Genomic DNA, 17,496 nt, shown 5'->3' with positions numbered 1-17,496 from the left:
CACTACCTTGCCGCCAGATCCGCCGCCTGCCACATGCAGTCGTTCCGGTAGTCGGCAAGATCGCGACGCCCATCCGCCCACTGATAGATCTCGCGCTCGTGAACGAGTATTCCGCGTTCGGTCAGGTCGTCGAGGGCGTCTTCCACATCGCGCAGAAATACTCCGGCAATTCGTCCCACTATCTCATGGGCGCTGAACGCCGCGTCTGCCGGCATTGCCTCCACCTCGTATGCAACCCTCACGTAATCCGCGCAAATGGGCTCGAACAGTGCTTCCACCACTGTATCGGTGAGTTCATCGTCGAACCCCTGATTCTCCGGAAACCAGAATCCGTTGCGACGGATATGGGATGCCACTGCTGCATTCCCCGGTGCCCGCTGCCGCGCGTCGGAGTAGAACAGGTGCATCCATTGGCCCTCATACGTACGCTGAAGCAGCGGAGGCACCTCTTTCTCACCGCCGAGCTTGCTCACGATGACTTCACCGCCTCGTCGTACGATCGCATTGCGGAGCGCGGTCGCATCGATGCCGAACCTGGCGTTGCCGTGGCAGAACGACCGGAGATGGAACGTCGTGACCGCAGTGTGCTGCTGCAGCTCCGCCACAATGCGATGACTCAACACTTTGATATCCGTCTCGGGATCAAGACGCAACGCCGCGCCGCTTCTGATGTGAATGCGGCCCAGCCTGATCTTTCCTCCCATCAGCTTCATGGTCCACCGTGCCAGCGGAGCCAGTCCACCCTTGTGCTTGGCAGTGCCATCGAGCTCGCGCAGAAACCCTTCTTCCTCGGCAATCCGGTCGTAGGTAATCGACAGCGGAAGCACGACCGCCGACTTGCCTGATTGCTGCAACGCCCGCAAAACCCCCCGCTTTGGAGCCAGGAAACGCCGTGACCTGCTTCGCGTGCCTTCAGCATAGAACTCGAGCGAGTGCCCCTCATCGACCAGCTCGGTTATCTGCCTCGTCAGCTCGGGATCGGGCCCTCCTACTCCACGCTTGATGTAAAACGCCCCCGCTGCTTGCAGCAACGGTCCTACCAGCGGTATGTGCGAGAAGTCGTCGCTCGCCGCGACCTTTGGCAGCTTCAACCCAAGCCCGGGGTGTGCGAAACACAACAGCGAAGTGACTAGAAAATCCATGTAGCTCCGGTGGCTGGGCGCCAGCACAACCAGATCGCCATCCTTAACATCGCGCAACGCCGCCCTGATCTCGGCTTCGTTGAACGTGATCTGCGCACCGGCCGCACGGAGTGTCTTGCGCATGAAGTACGCAAATGCCCGCACCGTCGAGTTGCCTTCGGGCTGGCGCATTGCCCATCCCATGTCCATACCATGCATGCGAAGCGGCGCATTCCGGGGATTGCGCTTCAGCAGATGCTCCGAGACGCCGTGCGATATTGTCTCGAGGTACTCATCGAGATCGAACCCTTCGAGCGGCGGAAACGCGGTTCGAAAATCGAAAGTGTTGTGCGCGAAGTAATAAAAAGCGCCATCCAGATAGCCTAGTACGTCGGCCAGCTTGTCCACCTGACTGATCGCCTTTCGGCGCCGGGTCAACCGTGTGGCTACCTTCGCCGCTCCCATCGGAACATGGTGATGCATCAGTTCATGAAAACGAAACGATGCCATGGAATCTCCGACATAGGCCCACTTGGCTTCCTTCGCGTGCGGATGATTCTTGAAATGCAGCTCGTGGGCGTACGCCAGCTTGGACAGCAACCCGCTGTTCGCAAGTCCGGCCACCGCATGTCGCACGACGATCGGCGTCTGAAGTGACGGCTCGAAAGCGCAGGAGATGATACGGGCAGCCACGTCGTCACAAGGCACCACATCCGGTACCGCGTTTGGATCGATGCGCACGACCCGCAAATGGCCTGCGCCAAGCAGCGAAATGAATGCCGCATAGGCAGCCCGACTGTCGATCCACCCCGGAAACGGATACCGCCTGCACGCCGACACGATACTCGGCCTGAGGAGCGTGAGCGGCGTGTCGCCCCGGCGCTTTACGAGGAGCACCTCGGCAATGCACTTCGTCAGGGTGTAGGTGTTCGCGTGCCTCGTCTGCGCCATGAGCGCCTTTTCGTCCGCGTTGCCGGCCCGGATAGTGTCATAGACCTCCTCAGCATCGAACGGCAGCTCGACGAGTTTTTCCTCGATCGGAACGCCGTCGCCCGGGTGTGGTGTGACGTAGGCAGTGGATACATCGACCAGTCGTTTGAGTCCGGGACAGCTCTGCGCGAACTCCAGCACTCCCAGCGCGCCCGTGATGTTGATTAATGTCGCTTCCGCAACCGGGAGATCGAATTTTACCGACGCCGCACAGTGAATTATGTGCGTCAGGTTATCACGAAGCAGTTGAGCGTCTGGCGCAGAGAACCCCAGTCCTTTATCCGTCACGTTCCCGGCAACTGGCTGACAGAAATCGCGCCACCCGGGTTCCAGCAGCGCGAAGCAGGGCGAAGTAGCCACATTCTGGTCGAATCGGTCGGCCGGAGATTTTCTTCTGCGAGAACGGATCAGCAGATAGACACGCTCGATGCCCAGCTCCTCACGCCGCCGCAGGAGTTCCTCGAGCACCACCTTGCCGACGAATCCGGTAACTCCGGTCAGCATCACGCGGGCTCCGGCCGGGGCCGCGGTCATGAGGCCACCAGGGATACTGGTTCATGCACTTCGAGCGGCGACTGGGCGGCGAAAATACCACGAGGATCGAGAGTCGCCTTCATCTGATCCCGCCATTCCATCATGGCCGGCGACATGATGTCGCGCACGAAAGGAAGCCGAAGCTTGCCGACGCCGTGGTGGTGCGAGATGGACCCACCAGCGTCGATGATCTCCTCGCGCGCCTCAGCCTCGATTTCATGATACGCGCCAACCGCATCCGACACGCCTTTCGAATAAAAGGCCATGTAGAAATAGATACAGCATCCCGTGTCATAGACCTGCGTAACCCGGCATGACACGAACGGATGGCCGGGAAGCCTGCGCTTTTCGTGCGCGGCATATATCCGCCGTTTTACCCGGTCGATCAGCTCCTGCGCCTGGCTCCACGGAACGGAGGTCTCGAACGATTCGCCCAGAATGTGATGACGCAGAACGAAATCGCGGATGTAGGCGATACCGAAAGTGAGGAGATATCCACGCCTGCCGTTTTCCGCTCCGCCCTTGAAGCCCTGTTGGCGTTTCGCGAGCTGGTAGATCCGCTTTTCCTGGCGTTCCACCTGTTCGCGGGTGCCTTCGAAGACCAGCGTGACCGCAACCATTTTCTGCGGATCGAACCCGAGCGGGCCGGTAACCATCCATTTTTCCGCTTTGCTCTTGAGGCGCTTCGCGCCACGCGAGGGCGCTTTGAGTACCTGCCCGAACTGGAACTGGAGGTTGTCTACCAAGCGAACACTCGCGGGACGCCGGTCTTCCTGGGCCACGTCATACATGAATGCAATGCCATCTTCGAATGTCTTGAAGATCACCGATCCGTAGCGCTGTTCCTCGGGCAGCGGGAACAGCTTTACCACCGCGGAGGTCACGATTCCCAGTGTTCCTTCGCTGCCTATGATCCACAACTTGGGATCGATGCCGATGCTCTCGCGGGGGACGACGTGCGAGCGCTCGAGCTTTCCGGCCGCCGAGATGACAGTCACATCGAGAACGATGTCTTCGATGTTTCCGTACTGGTTTTTCTTCATCCCGCTGGCGTTCGTCGCGATCCATCCGCCGAGCGTGGAAAACTCTACGCTGTCGGGCTCGTGGCCCATCGAATAGCCGTACCCGGCCAGCTGGGCCTGAATCAGCCGGCCTGGTGCACCCGCCTGAATCTTCGCCATCCGATTAACGGGATCGATCCATTCAATACGGTTCATGCGGCCCATGTCCACTGAAATGATGGGTCGCTCCTCATGAGGGAGGCAGCGCAACGCCTCCGTGACGTTCGTTCCTCCACCGTACGGAATGAGTACCACGTCCGTTTCCGATGCCGCTTCCACCAGCGCGGCTACCTGAGCCTCATCGGCCGGGTAGACTACGTAGTCGGGCACCCTGTCGAAGCCGGTGGTCCGGACCGCGTTGATCTCCGAGACGGTGTGGCCGTGGCCGTGGCGCAGGCGGATCACCGGCTCGGTGGTGACCTGAGCTGCAGGGAGGAAGGACTCGATCCGCTCCAGAAACGCCGGGGCCGGTCTGGACTCGGGAACATAGGGCGGATAACTGCTGGCGGCCGGGTCGAGCACTGAGAAATCGATGCCTACGACCGAGCGGAACCAGGGCAGCAGATCAGGGAGAGTCTGTCCGCTCAGGCCTGGGTATCGGTCTCCTTTGACCGTTATCGCCCCGGACTGGTCGACGGCAAAGGATGTGTCGACGAAGCCCCATTCGGTGGCGCTGATCGCGTCCCCGGGGTTTTCGACGACGGGGGGCGGATAGATTCTGCCCTCGCTGGACGACAGCGCCGTGCGATTTGATCTGTTACGGAACTGTGGCTTCGGCATTCAACTCGTAAGCTATTTGGGTTCGAGGCATATGGCCAGAAAGATCAACCTGCAGGCAATCGCCACTATTTGATGTTGATATCCGGCGTGTTATGATAGGGAAGCCCCCTCTCCCATCCAATGAGAGGGGCTCGATCGTTTAAAGCCGAGGCTTTCTCGCCCCGCTGGCTGATTGTGCTGGCGCGGCCACCCGACTACAACCGAGCCGTTATTCGTGGACTTTCTGGATCAGGTGCTCGCCGACAGGGAGCTCCGCACCGCCCTTGCCGGTGGACTCGATGCGGAACCCACGCCTACCGCCCGCACACTGGGGAACGCCATTGCCGATGCCTTCGGGCCTGGCGCACTGGCTGTCATCCATTATGGCTCGCACGCGCAACGCTCGGACGCGCGCGCCGACAGCGCGCATGATTTCTTCGTGATCGTCGAGCGCTATCACGATGCGTATCTGTCCCTGACAAGTGCGATTGACACTTCGGTCGGCCCGCGAACTGCCGAAGTGCTCGCGCATGTACTGCCGCCCAACATCCACGCCATCAGAGCACCCGATGGGCGGGATGGGCGCAGCAAGTGCGCGGTACTGACTTTGCGCGGCTTGCGGCTGGCCGCGCGGATGGAGACCGCCGACCATTTCACTCAGGGACGCCTGTTCCAGAATGTCCAGCTCCTCTGGGCGAGGGACGATCAAAGCCGGGAGGACGTGAGTTCGGCGCTGGTCGAGATGCGTATCCGGACTTATCAGTGGGGCCAGCCGTTTCTGCCTCAGTCATTCGATGCAGAGACGTACTGCCGGGTACTGCTCGAGACATCGTTTTCCGCGGAGGTAAGGCCGGAGGGTGATGATCGGGTGACGCAGCTGCTCGATGCCCAGCGAGTTGCGCTTCTGCCTGTGTATTCGGCGCTGCTCGATGGCTTGACGCGTCACGGGATCCTCGAACGCGGCAAGGACGGCTATCGGCAGGTGATTTTCCCGCCGCTCGCCGAGCGGCGGCGGCGGCAGCGGTATTTCCGCATTTCGAAGGCGCGGGGGACGGTAAGATGGGCCAAGCACATCGCCCTCTACGATGGCTGGCTCGACTACGTCGTTCAGAAGATTGCCCGGAGGAGCGGGGTGGCCGTCGAGTTGACCGAGCGTGAGCGTCGGTGGCCGTTCATTTTCCTGTGGCCCAAAGCGATCCTTTTCCTACGCACCCGCCCGCAGCAACGCCGAATGAGAAAGTGAGGGCAACCGAGCGGATTGCCCTGCTGCTGGTGGCCGCACTGTTGTTGACGATGCCCGTCTTCGCGGTAGTCGGGCGCGGCCGCTCGATGGACGTCGACGTGGCGCGCCGTCCAACGACGATGATTCTGGGTTTCTGGGTGCGCGACTGGCTGATGTGGGTGATTGGCCCCGTCGAGCGATTCTTTGTAAGGACAAGGGTTTCACCGGATGTCTTCAATTATCTGGGTGTCGTCTTCGGTGCGGCGGCGGGCTTTGCCTTTGTGTTCGGTGAGCTGGCACTCGGCGGCTGGATGGTGCTTCTGGGGGGAGCCTCGGACATTTTCGACGGACGGATAGCCCGGGCGCGCGGGATCGCGAATGAGCGTGGGGCGTTTCTGGACTCGACGCTCGACAGGTTCGCTGAGACTTTCGCCTTTGCCGGGCTAGCGATTTTCTATGATGGCCAGAGGTGGGCGACGGCTGCCGTCGCGCTCGCACTCGGAGCGTCGCTGCTCGTGAGTTATACCCGGGCGCGGGGTGAGGCGTTGGGGGTGTTGTGCCGCGGAGGGGTGATGCAGCGGGCGGAGCGGCTGGTGTTACTGGCGTTGGCCGCGCTTGCCGATGCCCCGGTCGCTGGGTGGATGGGGTGGGCGCCCGGGACGCTGCTGGGTTGGACGGTTGCCGTGATTGCTGCGGGTGCGATGGGAACTGCTATCTATAGAACTGCGAGTATCTCAAACCAGTTAGGCGAGCGCTAGAACGTGAAACCTCCTCTCCCGCCGCCTTCTCGGTCAGCGCGGGCTCCAGCCATACGACTTTCTCTATGGATGGCGTGCCTGCTCGCTGGCTGTTCGCTATTTTCGACGGCCCCCGATCTTTCCATTGCCCAAGGTACCTACGACCTCGAGTCAGTCGATGGCACTGCTCTCCCGCTTGCAATCGAAGGAGGGAATTGTCCGCGTGAGATTTACCAGGGTGAAATGGTACTTTTCTCCGGCGGGCCAGACTCACACGATCCGCTCTATTCGGTGCGCGTTTTGCTTCGGCTGCGCTGTGATCCAAACCGGCTCCTCTTTATCGATGACCGACGATTAGTGGAGGACTTCGGCGAGTGGACAGCAAGAGGTAGGCGCGTCGAGTTCACGTCTAACAAAGGATTCGGAGAGTTCACCGTTCCCATTGAATCGCCGCCCGATTCGCCGTCCGGTGTGATGCTTACGCTTCGATTCGGTGGCAGAATGTACACTTTCCGCCGCACCTGACTTTCGAAAAAGTACAGACGTTCGTATCGATGCGGCAAAGCTGCTAGTCGCACAATTGTGCTACTAAATCGCGTGGGCAGGTTGCGGGTCGGTTACATGTGACAGTCAGCGGGGTGCCCTATCCCGAAGAGGATTGGTCAGATTCGGTAGTCATAATCCTCCGCTGGTGGGCAGAAGCCGTCCTAAGAGTCTTGAGAGGAGAAAGCAAAGCGCGACACTTCGATTCATGGAAGGCCTGAGTACGCGCTGCGGGTTGAAGTGGTTGCTCCCTGACCAATGTCGAGTTCAGCCTACTCAACTTCCCCCAGGGTTTCCCATCCTCGGGAAACGGTAGTATGCGGCGCGACTCTGCGTCGTGCGGTAATCGAGGCTGCCGCAGTAACGCTCGCGGCTTGTAGCGAGTGGATGTGGTGGTCTCCTGACATCGATCAACTGATCTTCGTGCGCGAGAAGTTAGTGTCGTTAAAAGGCAAATAATACGGCCGCAATGCGAGAGTGCAGCGGTATGCGATGTGATCGTGCACACGAACGCTCGCGTTTCGACTCGCTGCGCGTGTGGCGCGGCGCTAAAGCGACGACGGTGGCTACACCGTGAGTGTCCCAAGCCTGCCCGGCTGCATCAGTGAGGGTGAGACGCGGGAGGACGCGCTCGCCAATATCCGCGAAGCGATCGAGCCCTATCTCGAACCGGTCGACGATGACACGGCGGGCCGGGGCACGGCGGAGCTGGTGGAAATCGCGGTCTGACGAAAGTCCCCAGCGTTTCCTACGATCGGGTCATCCGCGCGCTGTAGCGCGCCGGCTGGGTCGTCCGCGATCTATTTGTGCACCAGCGCCCTGTACTTGATCCGATGGGGCTGGTCAGCATCGATCCCCTTCCGTCGCTTCAGATCTTCCTTGTAGGCCTGGTAATTCCCCTCGAACCACACGACCTCGCTCTCCCCTTCGAACGCGAGGATATGCGTTGCGATCCGGTCCAGAAACCACCGGTCGTGCGAGATTACCACCGCACACCCTGAGAAATCGAGCAGCGCATCTTCGAGAGCGCGAAGCGTATCGACGTCCAGATCGTTGGTCGGTTCATCGAGCAGCAGCAGGTTGCCGCCGCTCTTCAACAGCTTGGCGAGATGCAACCGGTTCCTCTCACCGCCCGAAAGATTCGCAACTTTTTTCTGCTGATCAGCGCCCTTGAAGTTGAAGCTCGATAGATACCCGCGCGCGTTGACCTCGCGCTTGCCCACCTGAATCACATCCGACCCGCCGCTCACCTCTGCGTAAACGGTCTTGCTGCCGTCGAGCTCGCGGCCCTGATCCACGTACGCAAGCTGAACAGTGTCGCCAACTTTCAGTGACCCGCTATCTGGCGTCTCTTCACCTACAATCATTCTGAAGAGCGTAGTCTTCCCGGCGCCGTTGGGGCCGATCACGCCAACGATTCCGCCGCGCGGCAACGCGAACGACAGGTTGTCGAACAACACCTTGTCGCCATATGCCTTGGCCACCTTGTCGGCGATCACCACGTCGTTCCCAAGCCGCGGTGCCGGCGGTATCACAATCTCGTTTTGCGCAATCTTCTCTTCCTGTTTCTCGCTCGCCAGATCCTCGTAGTGCTGCAACCGCGCCTTGTTCTTTGCCTGCCGGGCGCGAGGTGCCATGCGCACCCATTCAAGCTCGTTCTGGAGTGTCCGCTGCTTTGCACTCGCCTGCTTCTCCTCGGTCGCGAGCCGGGCACGTTTTTGCTCGAGCCACGATGTGTAATTCCCTTCATATGGAATGCCCGCGCCCCGGTCGAGCTCCAGAATCCAGCCCGCGACGTTGTCGAGGAAATACCGGTCGTGAGTCACTGCCACCACCGTCCCCGGAAACTCGGCCAGATACCGCTCGAGCCAGGCGACACTCTCAGCGTCGAGGTGATTGGTGGGCTCGTCGAGCAACAACATGTCCGGCTCTTCCAGGAGTGTTCGACAGAGAGCTACACGCCGCTTCTCTCCGCCTGAGAGATTCTCGATCTCGGCATCCGCAGGCGGCAGCCGCAGCGCGTCCATCGCAATCTCGATCTTGCGGTCGAGCTCCCACAGATTCGCGGCGTCGATCTTCTCCTGCACCTTGCCCTGCTGGTCGAGGAGCTTCTCCATTTCGGCGTCACTCATCGGATCCGCGAATTTCATCGAGATCTCCTCGAATTTCCTGAGCAGATCGCGCTGCGGTCTGACCGCGTCTTCGACATTCTCCTGGACGTTTTTGGTCGCATCGAGCTCGGGCACCTGCGACAGAAACCCGATCCGGGTGCCCGCGTGAGGCCATGCCTCTCCCTGAAAATCCTGGTCCACTCCCGCCATGATCTTCAATAGCGTGGATTTGCCGGCCCCGTTGCCACCCAGCACGCCAATCTTCGCACCCGGATAAAAAGACAGCCAGATCCCGCGCAGAATCTCCCGCGATGGCGGAACGACTTTGCGAAGATCCTTCATTACGTAGATGAATTGCGGTGCCACGGTAATCTCTTGAAGAACGTATGGTTGTGCCGCGACAGGCGAGTACGGCTCTCCAAAGATACAACGACAGGCTCAACGCCTGCGGTGCAGCTCGCCAAGCTGGAATCGCAATAAGTTATGGTTCACTGAATCCCGGTACCACTACATCTCGTCATGACACTACAGGCAAAATGACTGAACCAGGAAAATCGATGACATCACCAGGCGGCACCGGTCCACGCACCGAAGAGCATAAAGTCACCGGCAAACATCTTCTCGCAAGCGTCAAGAAGCTGATTCACGAGGGGAACGTCCGAAAAATCATCATCAAGAGCGACGAGGGCCGCAGCCTTCTCGAGATTCCCCTAACCATGGGGATCGGCGCGGCGGTCTTTCTTCCAGTGTTCGCGGCGGTGGGCGCGATCGCCGCGCTGGCTTCGAACTACACAATCGTCGTCGAGAGAGACGCGTGATGTGAGTGCGCGGTCTCGGTTCCTACCGAGCCCGCGTGACTTGTTCCTTTTCTCTGAGGAACGCTTCGAACGACGGTGTACCTCGAAGCGCGCGAAGCTTGGACACCGCCGCCAGACCGCGGCGAGTCCAGCCACTTTCATTCAATAGTACTCTCAGCTCGCGCACGGCAGCTTCAGACTGCCCCGCGTTGGCAAGAATGCCAGCGACAATGCGACGATCGATCTCGGGCACTCCTTTCTCGTTCACCTCACCGGCTGCGATCGCCACGGCCTTCACACGTGCCAGCTCCCGCGCTGCATCGGCGTGGCGGCCTGTGGCCGAATACGCGTACGCGAGATAAATCCTGAGATACGACTCGCCCGGCCCCGACAAGCTCCTGCCTTCCATTTTTCCGATTATCGAGTCGTAGTAGACTCGCGCCCGCTCGTGTTCTCCACGCCCGACGAACAGATCGGCCTTGTTGTCGTAATACGTGGAGATGCTGTCTGAGAGAGCTTCAATCCTCAGTTGGTCCGGGGTCATGCCCGCGAATCGAAGGCCCATGTCTCCGCCGGCATATACCATGAAAGTCAGGAGCATATTGCTCGGGGCCGGGATGTACCGGAACGCCTCGTCGATCGCTCGCCGGATCGCGAGGGAATCGCCGGTGCTCCGGCCAACACTGGCAAGGAGTCGCCAGCCGCGCTCATCAGTTGGATCGATCGAGATGAGCGTACGCGCATGTTGAGCTACCCGGACCCAGTCCCGATCCAGAGTAGCCATGTCAGCAGCAGCAGCAACAACGGGTGGAAAGCGGGGATTGAGCTTCAATGCGCTCGCCATCACGGCGCGGCCACTGTCTCGCTGATTTACATCCCACAGATCCCACGCATACGCAATGAAAAGCTCGGGACTGACAATTCCTGATTTGATCGCGTCGCTGATGATCATTCGCGCACGTGGCCGGTCGCCGCTGTAGTACGCCATGCCCGAGCGAACGCTCACAACCATCGGATCGCGAGGATCGAGCGACTCGGCGCGCCTGGCCGCCCGCAGGGTTCGATTCAGCGATAAAGTGTCGCCGGGCACGGCCACGGCACGGCGATGGCTTGCGAAGACGAGTACCGCCCATGCCTGAGCAAAATCTGGATCGAGAGCCACCGCCCGCTGAAGCTCGGAGATCGACTGATCAATACTCCTCACCGATTCCGCCGATCTGTCGAGCGCGTCCAATATCGATTTACCACGCAAATAAGCGTCGTAGGCCTCGGTACTCTGAGTCGGCCGCTCCGCAAGCTCGCGCCGATCGTCGGCGCCCAACGCGAGCTGGAGCGCGTTGGCTACTTTCGACGCAATCTCGGTCTGCGCCGAGAACGGATCGTCGGACGAGACAACTAGCGGATCACCCGCCCACTTCGTGGTCGCGTCGCTGGCGTTGACAAGTGTCGGCATCACCTGTGCCCGCCACCCGCCGGCAGAGTTTCGTGCCCAGCGCACGACACCTCCAAGCACGTACTGAACGCCCAGCTCCGCTCCGATCTGCTTCACGGGTTTGGTGGTCTTCTTGTACTGCTGCGTGCTCCTTCGATCGATTACACTGACCCCGGCAAGCCCGGCGAGCTTGCCATTCACCGCGTCGCTGAGCCCATCGACGAAATATTCCTGCTCGGCCGGCCCCTGATTCTCGAATGGGAGCACCGCCAGAGTTACCAGCCCCGCGGGGCGGGGCGTTCCGCGTGCACTCCACACGCCGAACGCGACGCCGCCGATGACCACCGCGAGAGCGACGATCGCGGGAATCCGCCATAGCTTGCTCTTCGCTACCGGAATCGCAGCGGCCACACCGCCGTTGCCACTCGTTGCTGCACCCAGTTGCGTGACCAGCTCGCCTGCCGACTGGGGCCGCGAGTCGGGGTTTTTCTCGAGACACCGCATTATCAGTGCGCTAATCGGAACTGGGACATCCGGGCTTGCGCTGCCGAGTTGCGCCGGGGTCTCCGCGAGATGGGCCGCAAGGAGCTGCTGAGGAGTTTTCCTCCCCTTGAACGGATGCTTGCCGGCGAGCAGCTCGTACGCCAGCACGCCCCACGAGTAGATGTCGGACCTTTGATCGACGTCTGGATCAGCCGCGGCCTGTTCCGGAGACATGTACGCTGGAGTTCCTATCGATGTCCCGACTGTGGTCAGGGTTCCGCCCGGAGCTTCTGTTTTCGAGGCGGAAATTGCCTTTGCGATTCCGAAGTCGACGACGACCGCGCTTCCGCTCGACATCAACACGTTTTCTGGCTTGATATCGCGGTGGATTACGCCTTCCCCGTGCGCGTACCTGAGAGCCTTCGCTACATCCGTGATCACCGCGAGCGCGTCGTCGCGGGAGAGCTTGCCGGGGCCCATGCTCGCCCGCAGCGACTCCCCGCGTACGAACGGCATCGTATAATATGGGAGCCCATTCATTATCCCTGCGCTTAGCACCGGCAGTACGTGCGGGTGCTGCAGCGCAGCCGCCAGCTTGATTTCGCGGGTAAACCGGTCCGCAGACAATCCCGCCGAGAGCTCCGGCGACAGCACTTTAACAACGATGTCGCGGCCGAGCGCTTCGTCACGCGCCAGGAATACGCGACTCATTCCGCCGCCACCCAGCTCGCGCTGAACGGTGTAGGCGGAGCCGAGCGAAGCCTGCAGCTGGTCACGAAACGTCGTCAAGCGTCGAATTACCGGAGTGAAGGGGCGGCTCAATATAGAACAGTATCGAGGACTTCACACAGATCACCGCGCACGGCCCAACCGTTGCCGCACTCATCGGCATGCCAGTTGAGATTCTATCCCGATGGGGCTTGAATTGAGCATGCAGAACACCCCTTCAATCCCTTCCCTCCTGAATCTCCGCGGCAGGCGGGCGCTGGTTACCGGTGGCTCGCGGGGAATCGGCGCCGCCACGGTGAGAATGCTGGCCGAGGCGGGTGCTGACGTCGTCGTCGGTTATCGCAATCGCGCCGCGGATGCGGATGCGGTGGTCGCTCAGGCTCTGGCCGCCGGGTCACGTGCGTTCGCATTTGCGGCAGATATCTCTACCGCGGCTGGCGCGCAATCGCTCGTCGATACAGCCGTAAACCGGCTTGGCGGACTCGACATCTTCGTTGCCAACGCCGGTATCTGGCCGCCCGAGGATGTTTCGCTCGCGGAAATGTCAGCGGAACAATGGCATCGCACTGTTCGCGAAAACCTCGACTCTGTTTTCTACACCACGCAGGCGGTCTGCCGCACAATCACCGACAACGGACGCATTGTGCTCGTCTCGAGTACCGCCGGACAACGCGGTGAAGCCTGTCACGCAGACTACGCCGCCAGTAAAGGTGCTGTGATATCCATCACCAAGTCGCTGGCAGTGGAGCTTGGTCCCCGTGGCATTACCGTCAATTCCGTAGCCCCCGGCTGGGTAGACACCGAAATGGTACGAACCGCCCTTGCTGAAGCCGGGGTCGACCGGGTCTCCGCTTCCATTCCCCTGCGCCGGATTGCATCGGCCGAAGACGTGGCCGGGCCGATAGTATTCCTGTGTTCGACTCTCGCGCGGCATATCACCGGCGAGATTCTCAACGTCAATGGAGGAAGCGTGCTCTGCGGGTAACGCCGCCATCGCGGCGGAACCTTTGAGCTCGCTGAACTCAGCCTCGTGGCCCGCAATTCGCAGTGTCGGCTCGCATGTTCTGCAATCAGGCATTCATGTGTATGTGTCGTTATCAACCATCCTCCATTTCGGGAGCGCTGGACGACACTGAGTGCATGTAAGAGCATGAAGTAGATTCAGCAGAGCGAAAGCTCTTCAACGCCACTACGGCCGCGACTCCCAGGGAGCGCGGCTTTTTTGTTTCCCCATTCACCACTCATGGACAGATGACAAGGCAATCCAGCCAACCGATCGCAATATTCTACGAACACCCCGAATGGTTCCGTCCGCTCTTTGCCGAGCTCGATGTGCGGAATGTTTCGTACGTGAAGCTCGACGCAAATGCTCACACCTACGACCCTCGTGAGCGCGACGTACCCTATTCGCTGGTGTTCAACCGCGTAAGTCCGTCAGCGTATCTGCGACACGGAACCCAGTCGACATTCTACACGCTTAACTGGCTCCGTCATCTCGAACGATGCGGTGTCAGCGTCGTCAACGGTTCCGCCGTTCACACCATGGAGACTTCGAAAGCGCTCCAGATCGAAATTCTCGAGGAGCTGGGCCTCCCCTATCCGCGCACGCGAATAATCAACAATGCTGAAGTCGCCGTGGAAGCGGCAGCCGGCATGCGGTACCCGGTGCTGGTAAAGGCGAATATCGGCGGGAGCGGAGCGGGAATCACGCGCTTTAATTCACCCGACGAGCTGGCGGCGGCGGCGGTCGCGGGGTTGCTCGACTTCGGCATTGACCACACTGCTCTGGTTCAGGAATCGGTGCCATACACCGGAGGGCATATCACGCGGGTAGAGGTGCTGGGTGGAAAATTCCTCTACGCCATCAACGTCTACCCCGGGGATGACCCGTTCAACCTTTGCCCCGCCGATGCCTGCCAGACAACCACCGGTCAGACGCTCACCCGGTCGGCCTGCGCGCTCGATGCCCCGAAGAACGGGATGAGAGTCGAGGCATTCACGCCCCCGCGTCACATCATCGACTCGGTGGAGCGAATCGCGAAGCGAGCTGGCCTTGACGTCGGAGGAATCGAATACATGATCGACGACCGCGACGGCCAGCATTATTTCTACGACATCAACGCTCTCTCCAACTTCGTCGCCGATGGGCCGAATGTCATTGGATTTGATCCATTCCAGCGGCTCGCTGATTACCTCATTGCTCGTGCGGGCCTCGACGCACCGAATCGGAAGACAGCAGAGACATTCGCGACCGCCGGAGCCGACCGATGAGATATGGCTACTGGCTCCCCGTGTTTGGAGGATGGCTGCGGAACGTTCCCGACGAGGGAATGGAAGCCACCTGGGCTGAAGTGAAACGCATCGCGCAACGGAGCGAGCAGATCGGATTCGACATCACTCTCATCGCCGAGTTGTTCCTCAATGACATCAAGGGTATCGATGCGCCATCGCTCGACGCCTGGACCACTGCTGCAGCGCTCGCCGCCGTGACCGAGCGACTGGAGCTGATGGTCGCCGTGCGACCGACCTTTCACGATCCCGCGATTCTCGCCAAACAGGCTGCTAACATTGATCGCATTTCCAACGGACGCCTGGCGCTGAATGTTGTCTCATCATGGTGGGCAGATGAAGCCAGACGGTATGGCATTCATTTCGAGGAGCACGACGACAGGTACGCCCGCACCGCGGAGTGGCTCGAGGTAGTCAACGGCGCGTGGACGCAGCCGCGATTCAGCTTCGACGGGCGATACTACAAGGTAGATGAAACGGTCCTCGAGCCCAAGCCGGTCCGGAAACCGCGTCCGCCGATCTACGCGGGCGGCGAATCTGAAGCCGCCAAGAAGCTCATCACGCGCGCATGCGATGCATACGTCACCCACGGCGATCCGGTTGAGCGGGTCGCACCCAAGGTGCGTGACATCCAGGCGCGGCGGGAGGCGGCGGGACTCGACCCGATGCTTTACGGCATGGCGGCCTACGCGATTGTGCGAAACACTGAAGCAGAGGCGCAGCGCGAGCTCGAACGAATCACCAACGTCCAGCCCGGTTCGGCAGGTTATGGCAATTATCAGGATTGGATAGCACACACCCGCCTCGAGCAGCAGATAAGCCTCGAAGACTACTCGGTCTCGAACCGTGGCCTGCGAGCTGGCCTGGTCGGAACGCCGGAGCAGGTTGCCGATACGATTCGTAAGCTGGAGGACGCGGGAGTTGGAATGTTGCTGCTGCAGTTCAGCCCGCAACTGGAGGAGATGGAGCGATTCGCTGAGACCGTATTGCCTTACCTGGAACACAGCCTGGTGTAGGGAGTTCGGCGCAGAGGCGTCCCCCGCGACCAGCGAAGGATCAGCCTCGCGCCTCGTTCATGCCATAGCTCCCGACCATCCGCTCGACCGCTCCGGCTACGATGTTGGACGGCAGTGAATGAATTTCATTCCCGTCCCAGAAAACGATTTCGCCGGGAATGTCGTAGGGGGCATACGGGTGGTGATCGCGTTTGAGGAGTACTACAGCCGGTTTGTTGAATGCCGACGCCGCATGTGAGATGCTCGTGTCTGGAGTAAACACCATATCCGATGTGCCTACCAACGCCAGCGCATCGCGTAGTCCGGGAGTGGGCATCGCCAGACCGCCAACTGCACTCGCCACACGGTCGACACTTTGCCACTCCGAAGGGAGTCCAATGACTCCAATCGCCATCCTGACGGACACCGCCCGGATGCGGCTCAACACTTGGATGAACTTCTCGTCCTGCCACCGTCGCTTTGGCTCCGACGCGGACAGGTTGACGAGCAATCGCTTTCGGGGTTGTCCTTCCAGCCCTGCAGCCTCTCCCCGCCACGCCTGTTCCGCGACCGAGACTTCCTCGCCCGCCAGAAAAATCTCCGGCCGCCAATCCACCGCGTTGGCATCTACGCCAAAAGGTACGGCCAGTGCTTTGGATCCCTCGATGTAGGACGTGGCCCTGTCGTATGCGCGAACCCGCACATTGTAGATGAGATCGTTGTTGCCGCCACCGACACCTACCCGAAAGCGCGCCCGCGCCGCGAGCATCAGCAAGGGTGTCGACGTGAAAACCGGGGGATTGTTGATTCGGCCATCGACGACGACATCGTATTTCGCCGCGCGCAGCTCACGGCCAACCGCTGCGTAGCTTTTCCACGATCGCCGATCGAGTGTGAATACCCTGTCAACGTATGGGTTCCCATACAATATAGGAGCGGTCGATGGATTCGCCAGAACATCCACTTTCCCTTTCGCCAGCGCACCTGCCAGCACACGGATGATGCCGGTGGCCATGATCATGTCGCCGATCCGCTCATACCTGACGAAAAGCGTACGGTACTCACTTCCATCCCATTCCGGTGGAACGACAAGCGGTCCGGGCAGTGCCCGCCCTATGGCGCGCATCCACGACGCGCGCCAGGCCTTCTCAATAGCCGTCAGGCTCACCGGTCAGCACCAGTTCAAGAAGCTTCTTCGACGGCTGGGGATCGAGGGTCTGATAAACGGTGATTCGATCGATCGTCACTGGTTCGTGCACCCTCAACGCCAGCAGTTCCCTGGCACTTTCCGGCGTCAGCGTCGGATACAGGCTGAGTGTACAATGGGGGCTGAAGGTGAATCGCGCCCGCTCAAACTTCAGACCGCACGTCGCAATCCGGTCGTGGAATATTCTCAGCGCACCGTGCGGGTCGAGCGGCAACACCACGATCTCGGTCTGCATGAACCGGATTGGCGGTCCGAACCGCAACGTGAGAGGGGCAGTGCTCGACGTGACAGCGCTCAGCTTGTCCTTCAAGTCTACGTCTGCGACGGAAGCCGGAATGGGTCCCACTCCTGACGAACCAGCGATAGTTACGTGCGGTGGCTTGTACCTGGCCAGCTTCGGGTCGTATTTCACATTGATCTCACGGATCCTGTCGCCCGCCCGGCCGCCTATCTCCGCCAGCACGAAAATTCCGTTAACCTGCACCA

At 60.5% G+C, this 17,496-nt stretch carries 13 protein-coding genes and 1 pseudogene; 8 read left to right on the top strand and 6 right to left on the bottom strand.

Annotated features, from left to right (window positions below):
• Positions 1-2: 2 nt before the first annotated feature.
• Entirely contained in the window at positions 3-2,645 is a 2,643-nt protein-coding gene (locus tag WKF55_02040; protein ID MEJ7758351.1) for an SDR family oxidoreductase, read from the bottom strand.
• Positions 2,642-4,486 (bottom strand): FAD-binding oxidoreductase, encoded by a 1,845-nt coding sequence (locus WKF55_02035; protein ID MEJ7758350.1) that lies wholly within the window; start codon positions 4,484-4,486, stop codon positions 2,642-2,644. The genes WKF55_02040 and WKF55_02035 overlap by 4 nt, the downstream gene beginning before the upstream one ends.
• A gap of 214 nt (positions 4,487-4,700) precedes the next feature.
• On the opposite strand from WKF55_02035, the gene WKF55_02030 reads away from it, so the two are divergent.
• The 4 genes and pseudogenes from WKF55_02030 to WKF55_02015 all read left to right on the top strand — a co-directional run bounded on the left by WKF55_02030 (position 4,701) and on the right by WKF55_02015 (position 7,696).
• Entirely contained in the window at positions 4,701-5,708 is a 1,008-nt protein-coding gene (locus tag WKF55_02030; protein ID MEJ7758349.1) for a hypothetical protein, read from the top strand.
• Positions 5,705-6,445, top strand: a complete 741-nt coding sequence (locus tag WKF55_02025) for a CDP-alcohol phosphatidyltransferase family protein (protein ID MEJ7758348.1) — start codon at positions 5,705-5,707, stop codon at positions 6,443-6,445. Before WKF55_02030 ends, WKF55_02025 begins: the two co-directional genes overlap by 4 nt.
• A 69-nt stretch (positions 6,446-6,514) precedes the next feature.
• A complete protein-coding gene (locus tag WKF55_02020) occupies positions 6,515-6,949 on the top strand; it encodes a hypothetical protein (GenBank protein ID MEJ7758347.1) in 435 nt (144 codons plus the stop codon).
• Positions 6,950-7,534: 585 nt separating this feature from the next.
• Positions 7,535-7,696 (top strand): annotated as a pseudogene (locus WKF55_02015) (type II toxin-antitoxin system HicB family antitoxin).
• Positions 7,697-7,767: 71 nt separating this feature from the next.
• Here WKF55_02015 and ettA read toward each other — a convergent pair.
• Positions 7,768-9,444 carry an energy-dependent translational throttle protein EttA gene (gene ettA, locus WKF55_02010; protein ID MEJ7758346.1) on the bottom strand — a complete coding sequence of 559 codons (1,677 nt, stop codon included), beginning with the start codon at positions 9,442-9,444 and terminating at the stop codon, positions 7,768-7,770.
• Between the two features lie 191 nt (positions 9,445-9,635).
• Between ettA and WKF55_02005 the strand changes: the two genes are divergently transcribed.
• Entirely contained in the window at positions 9,636-9,896 is a 261-nt protein-coding gene (locus WKF55_02005; GenBank protein ID MEJ7758345.1) for a DUF4342 domain-containing protein, read from the top strand.
• Between the two features lie 22 nt (positions 9,897-9,918).
• Here the strand turns inward: WKF55_02005 and WKF55_02000 are convergent, their stop codons facing one another.
• Positions 9,919-12,579 carry a protein kinase gene (locus tag WKF55_02000; protein MEJ7758344.1) on the bottom strand — a complete coding sequence of 887 codons (2,661 nt, stop codon included), beginning with the start codon at positions 12,577-12,579 and terminating at the stop codon, positions 9,919-9,921.
• A 124-nt stretch (positions 12,580-12,703) separates the two neighbouring features.
• Between WKF55_02000 and WKF55_01995 the strand changes: the two genes are divergently transcribed.
• The 3 genes from WKF55_01995 to WKF55_01985 all read left to right on the top strand — a co-directional run bounded on the left by WKF55_01995 (position 12,704) and on the right by WKF55_01985 (position 15,824).
• Positions 12,704-13,504, top strand: coding sequence for an SDR family NAD(P)-dependent oxidoreductase (locus WKF55_01995; GenBank protein ID MEJ7758343.1), 801 nt, complete (start codon positions 12,704-12,706; stop codon positions 13,502-13,504).
• A gap of 266 nt (positions 13,505-13,770) precedes the next feature.
• The gene (locus WKF55_01990; GenBank protein ID MEJ7758342.1) at positions 13,771-14,790 is read left to right on the top strand and encodes a hypothetical protein; all 1,020 of its coding nucleotides are present in this window, start codon (positions 13,771-13,773) and stop codon (positions 14,788-14,790) included.
• A complete protein-coding gene (locus WKF55_01985) occupies positions 14,787-15,824 on the top strand; it encodes an LLM class flavin-dependent oxidoreductase (protein MEJ7758341.1) in 1,038 nt (345 codons plus the stop codon). The genes WKF55_01990 and WKF55_01985 overlap by 4 nt, the downstream gene beginning before the upstream one ends.
• A 40-nt stretch (positions 15,825-15,864) precedes the next feature.
• Here the strand turns inward: WKF55_01985 and WKF55_01980 are convergent, their stop codons facing one another.
• Together WKF55_01980 and WKF55_01975 are read right to left on the bottom strand one after the other, a co-directional pair.
• The gene (locus WKF55_01980) at positions 15,865-16,971 is read right to left on the bottom strand and encodes a glycosyltransferase family 9 protein (protein ID MEJ7758340.1); all 1,107 of its coding nucleotides are present in this window, start codon (positions 16,969-16,971) and stop codon (positions 15,865-15,867) included.
• Complete coding sequence (locus tag WKF55_01975; protein ID MEJ7758339.1) at positions 16,952-17,494, bottom strand: 2'-5' RNA ligase family protein; 543 nt, start codon at positions 17,492-17,494, stop codon at positions 16,952-16,954. The genes WKF55_01980 and WKF55_01975 overlap by 20 nt, the downstream gene beginning before the upstream one ends.
• Positions 17,495-17,496: the final 2 nt, after the last annotated feature.

Source organism: Gemmatimonadaceae bacterium (genome assembly GCA_037721215.1).
Classification (GTDB): domain Bacteria; phylum Gemmatimonadota; class Gemmatimonadetes; order Gemmatimonadales; family Gemmatimonadaceae; genus UBA4720.
The sequence above is the reverse complement of the archived record's forward strand: the minus strand, read 5'-3'. Positions and strand labels throughout refer to the sequence as shown.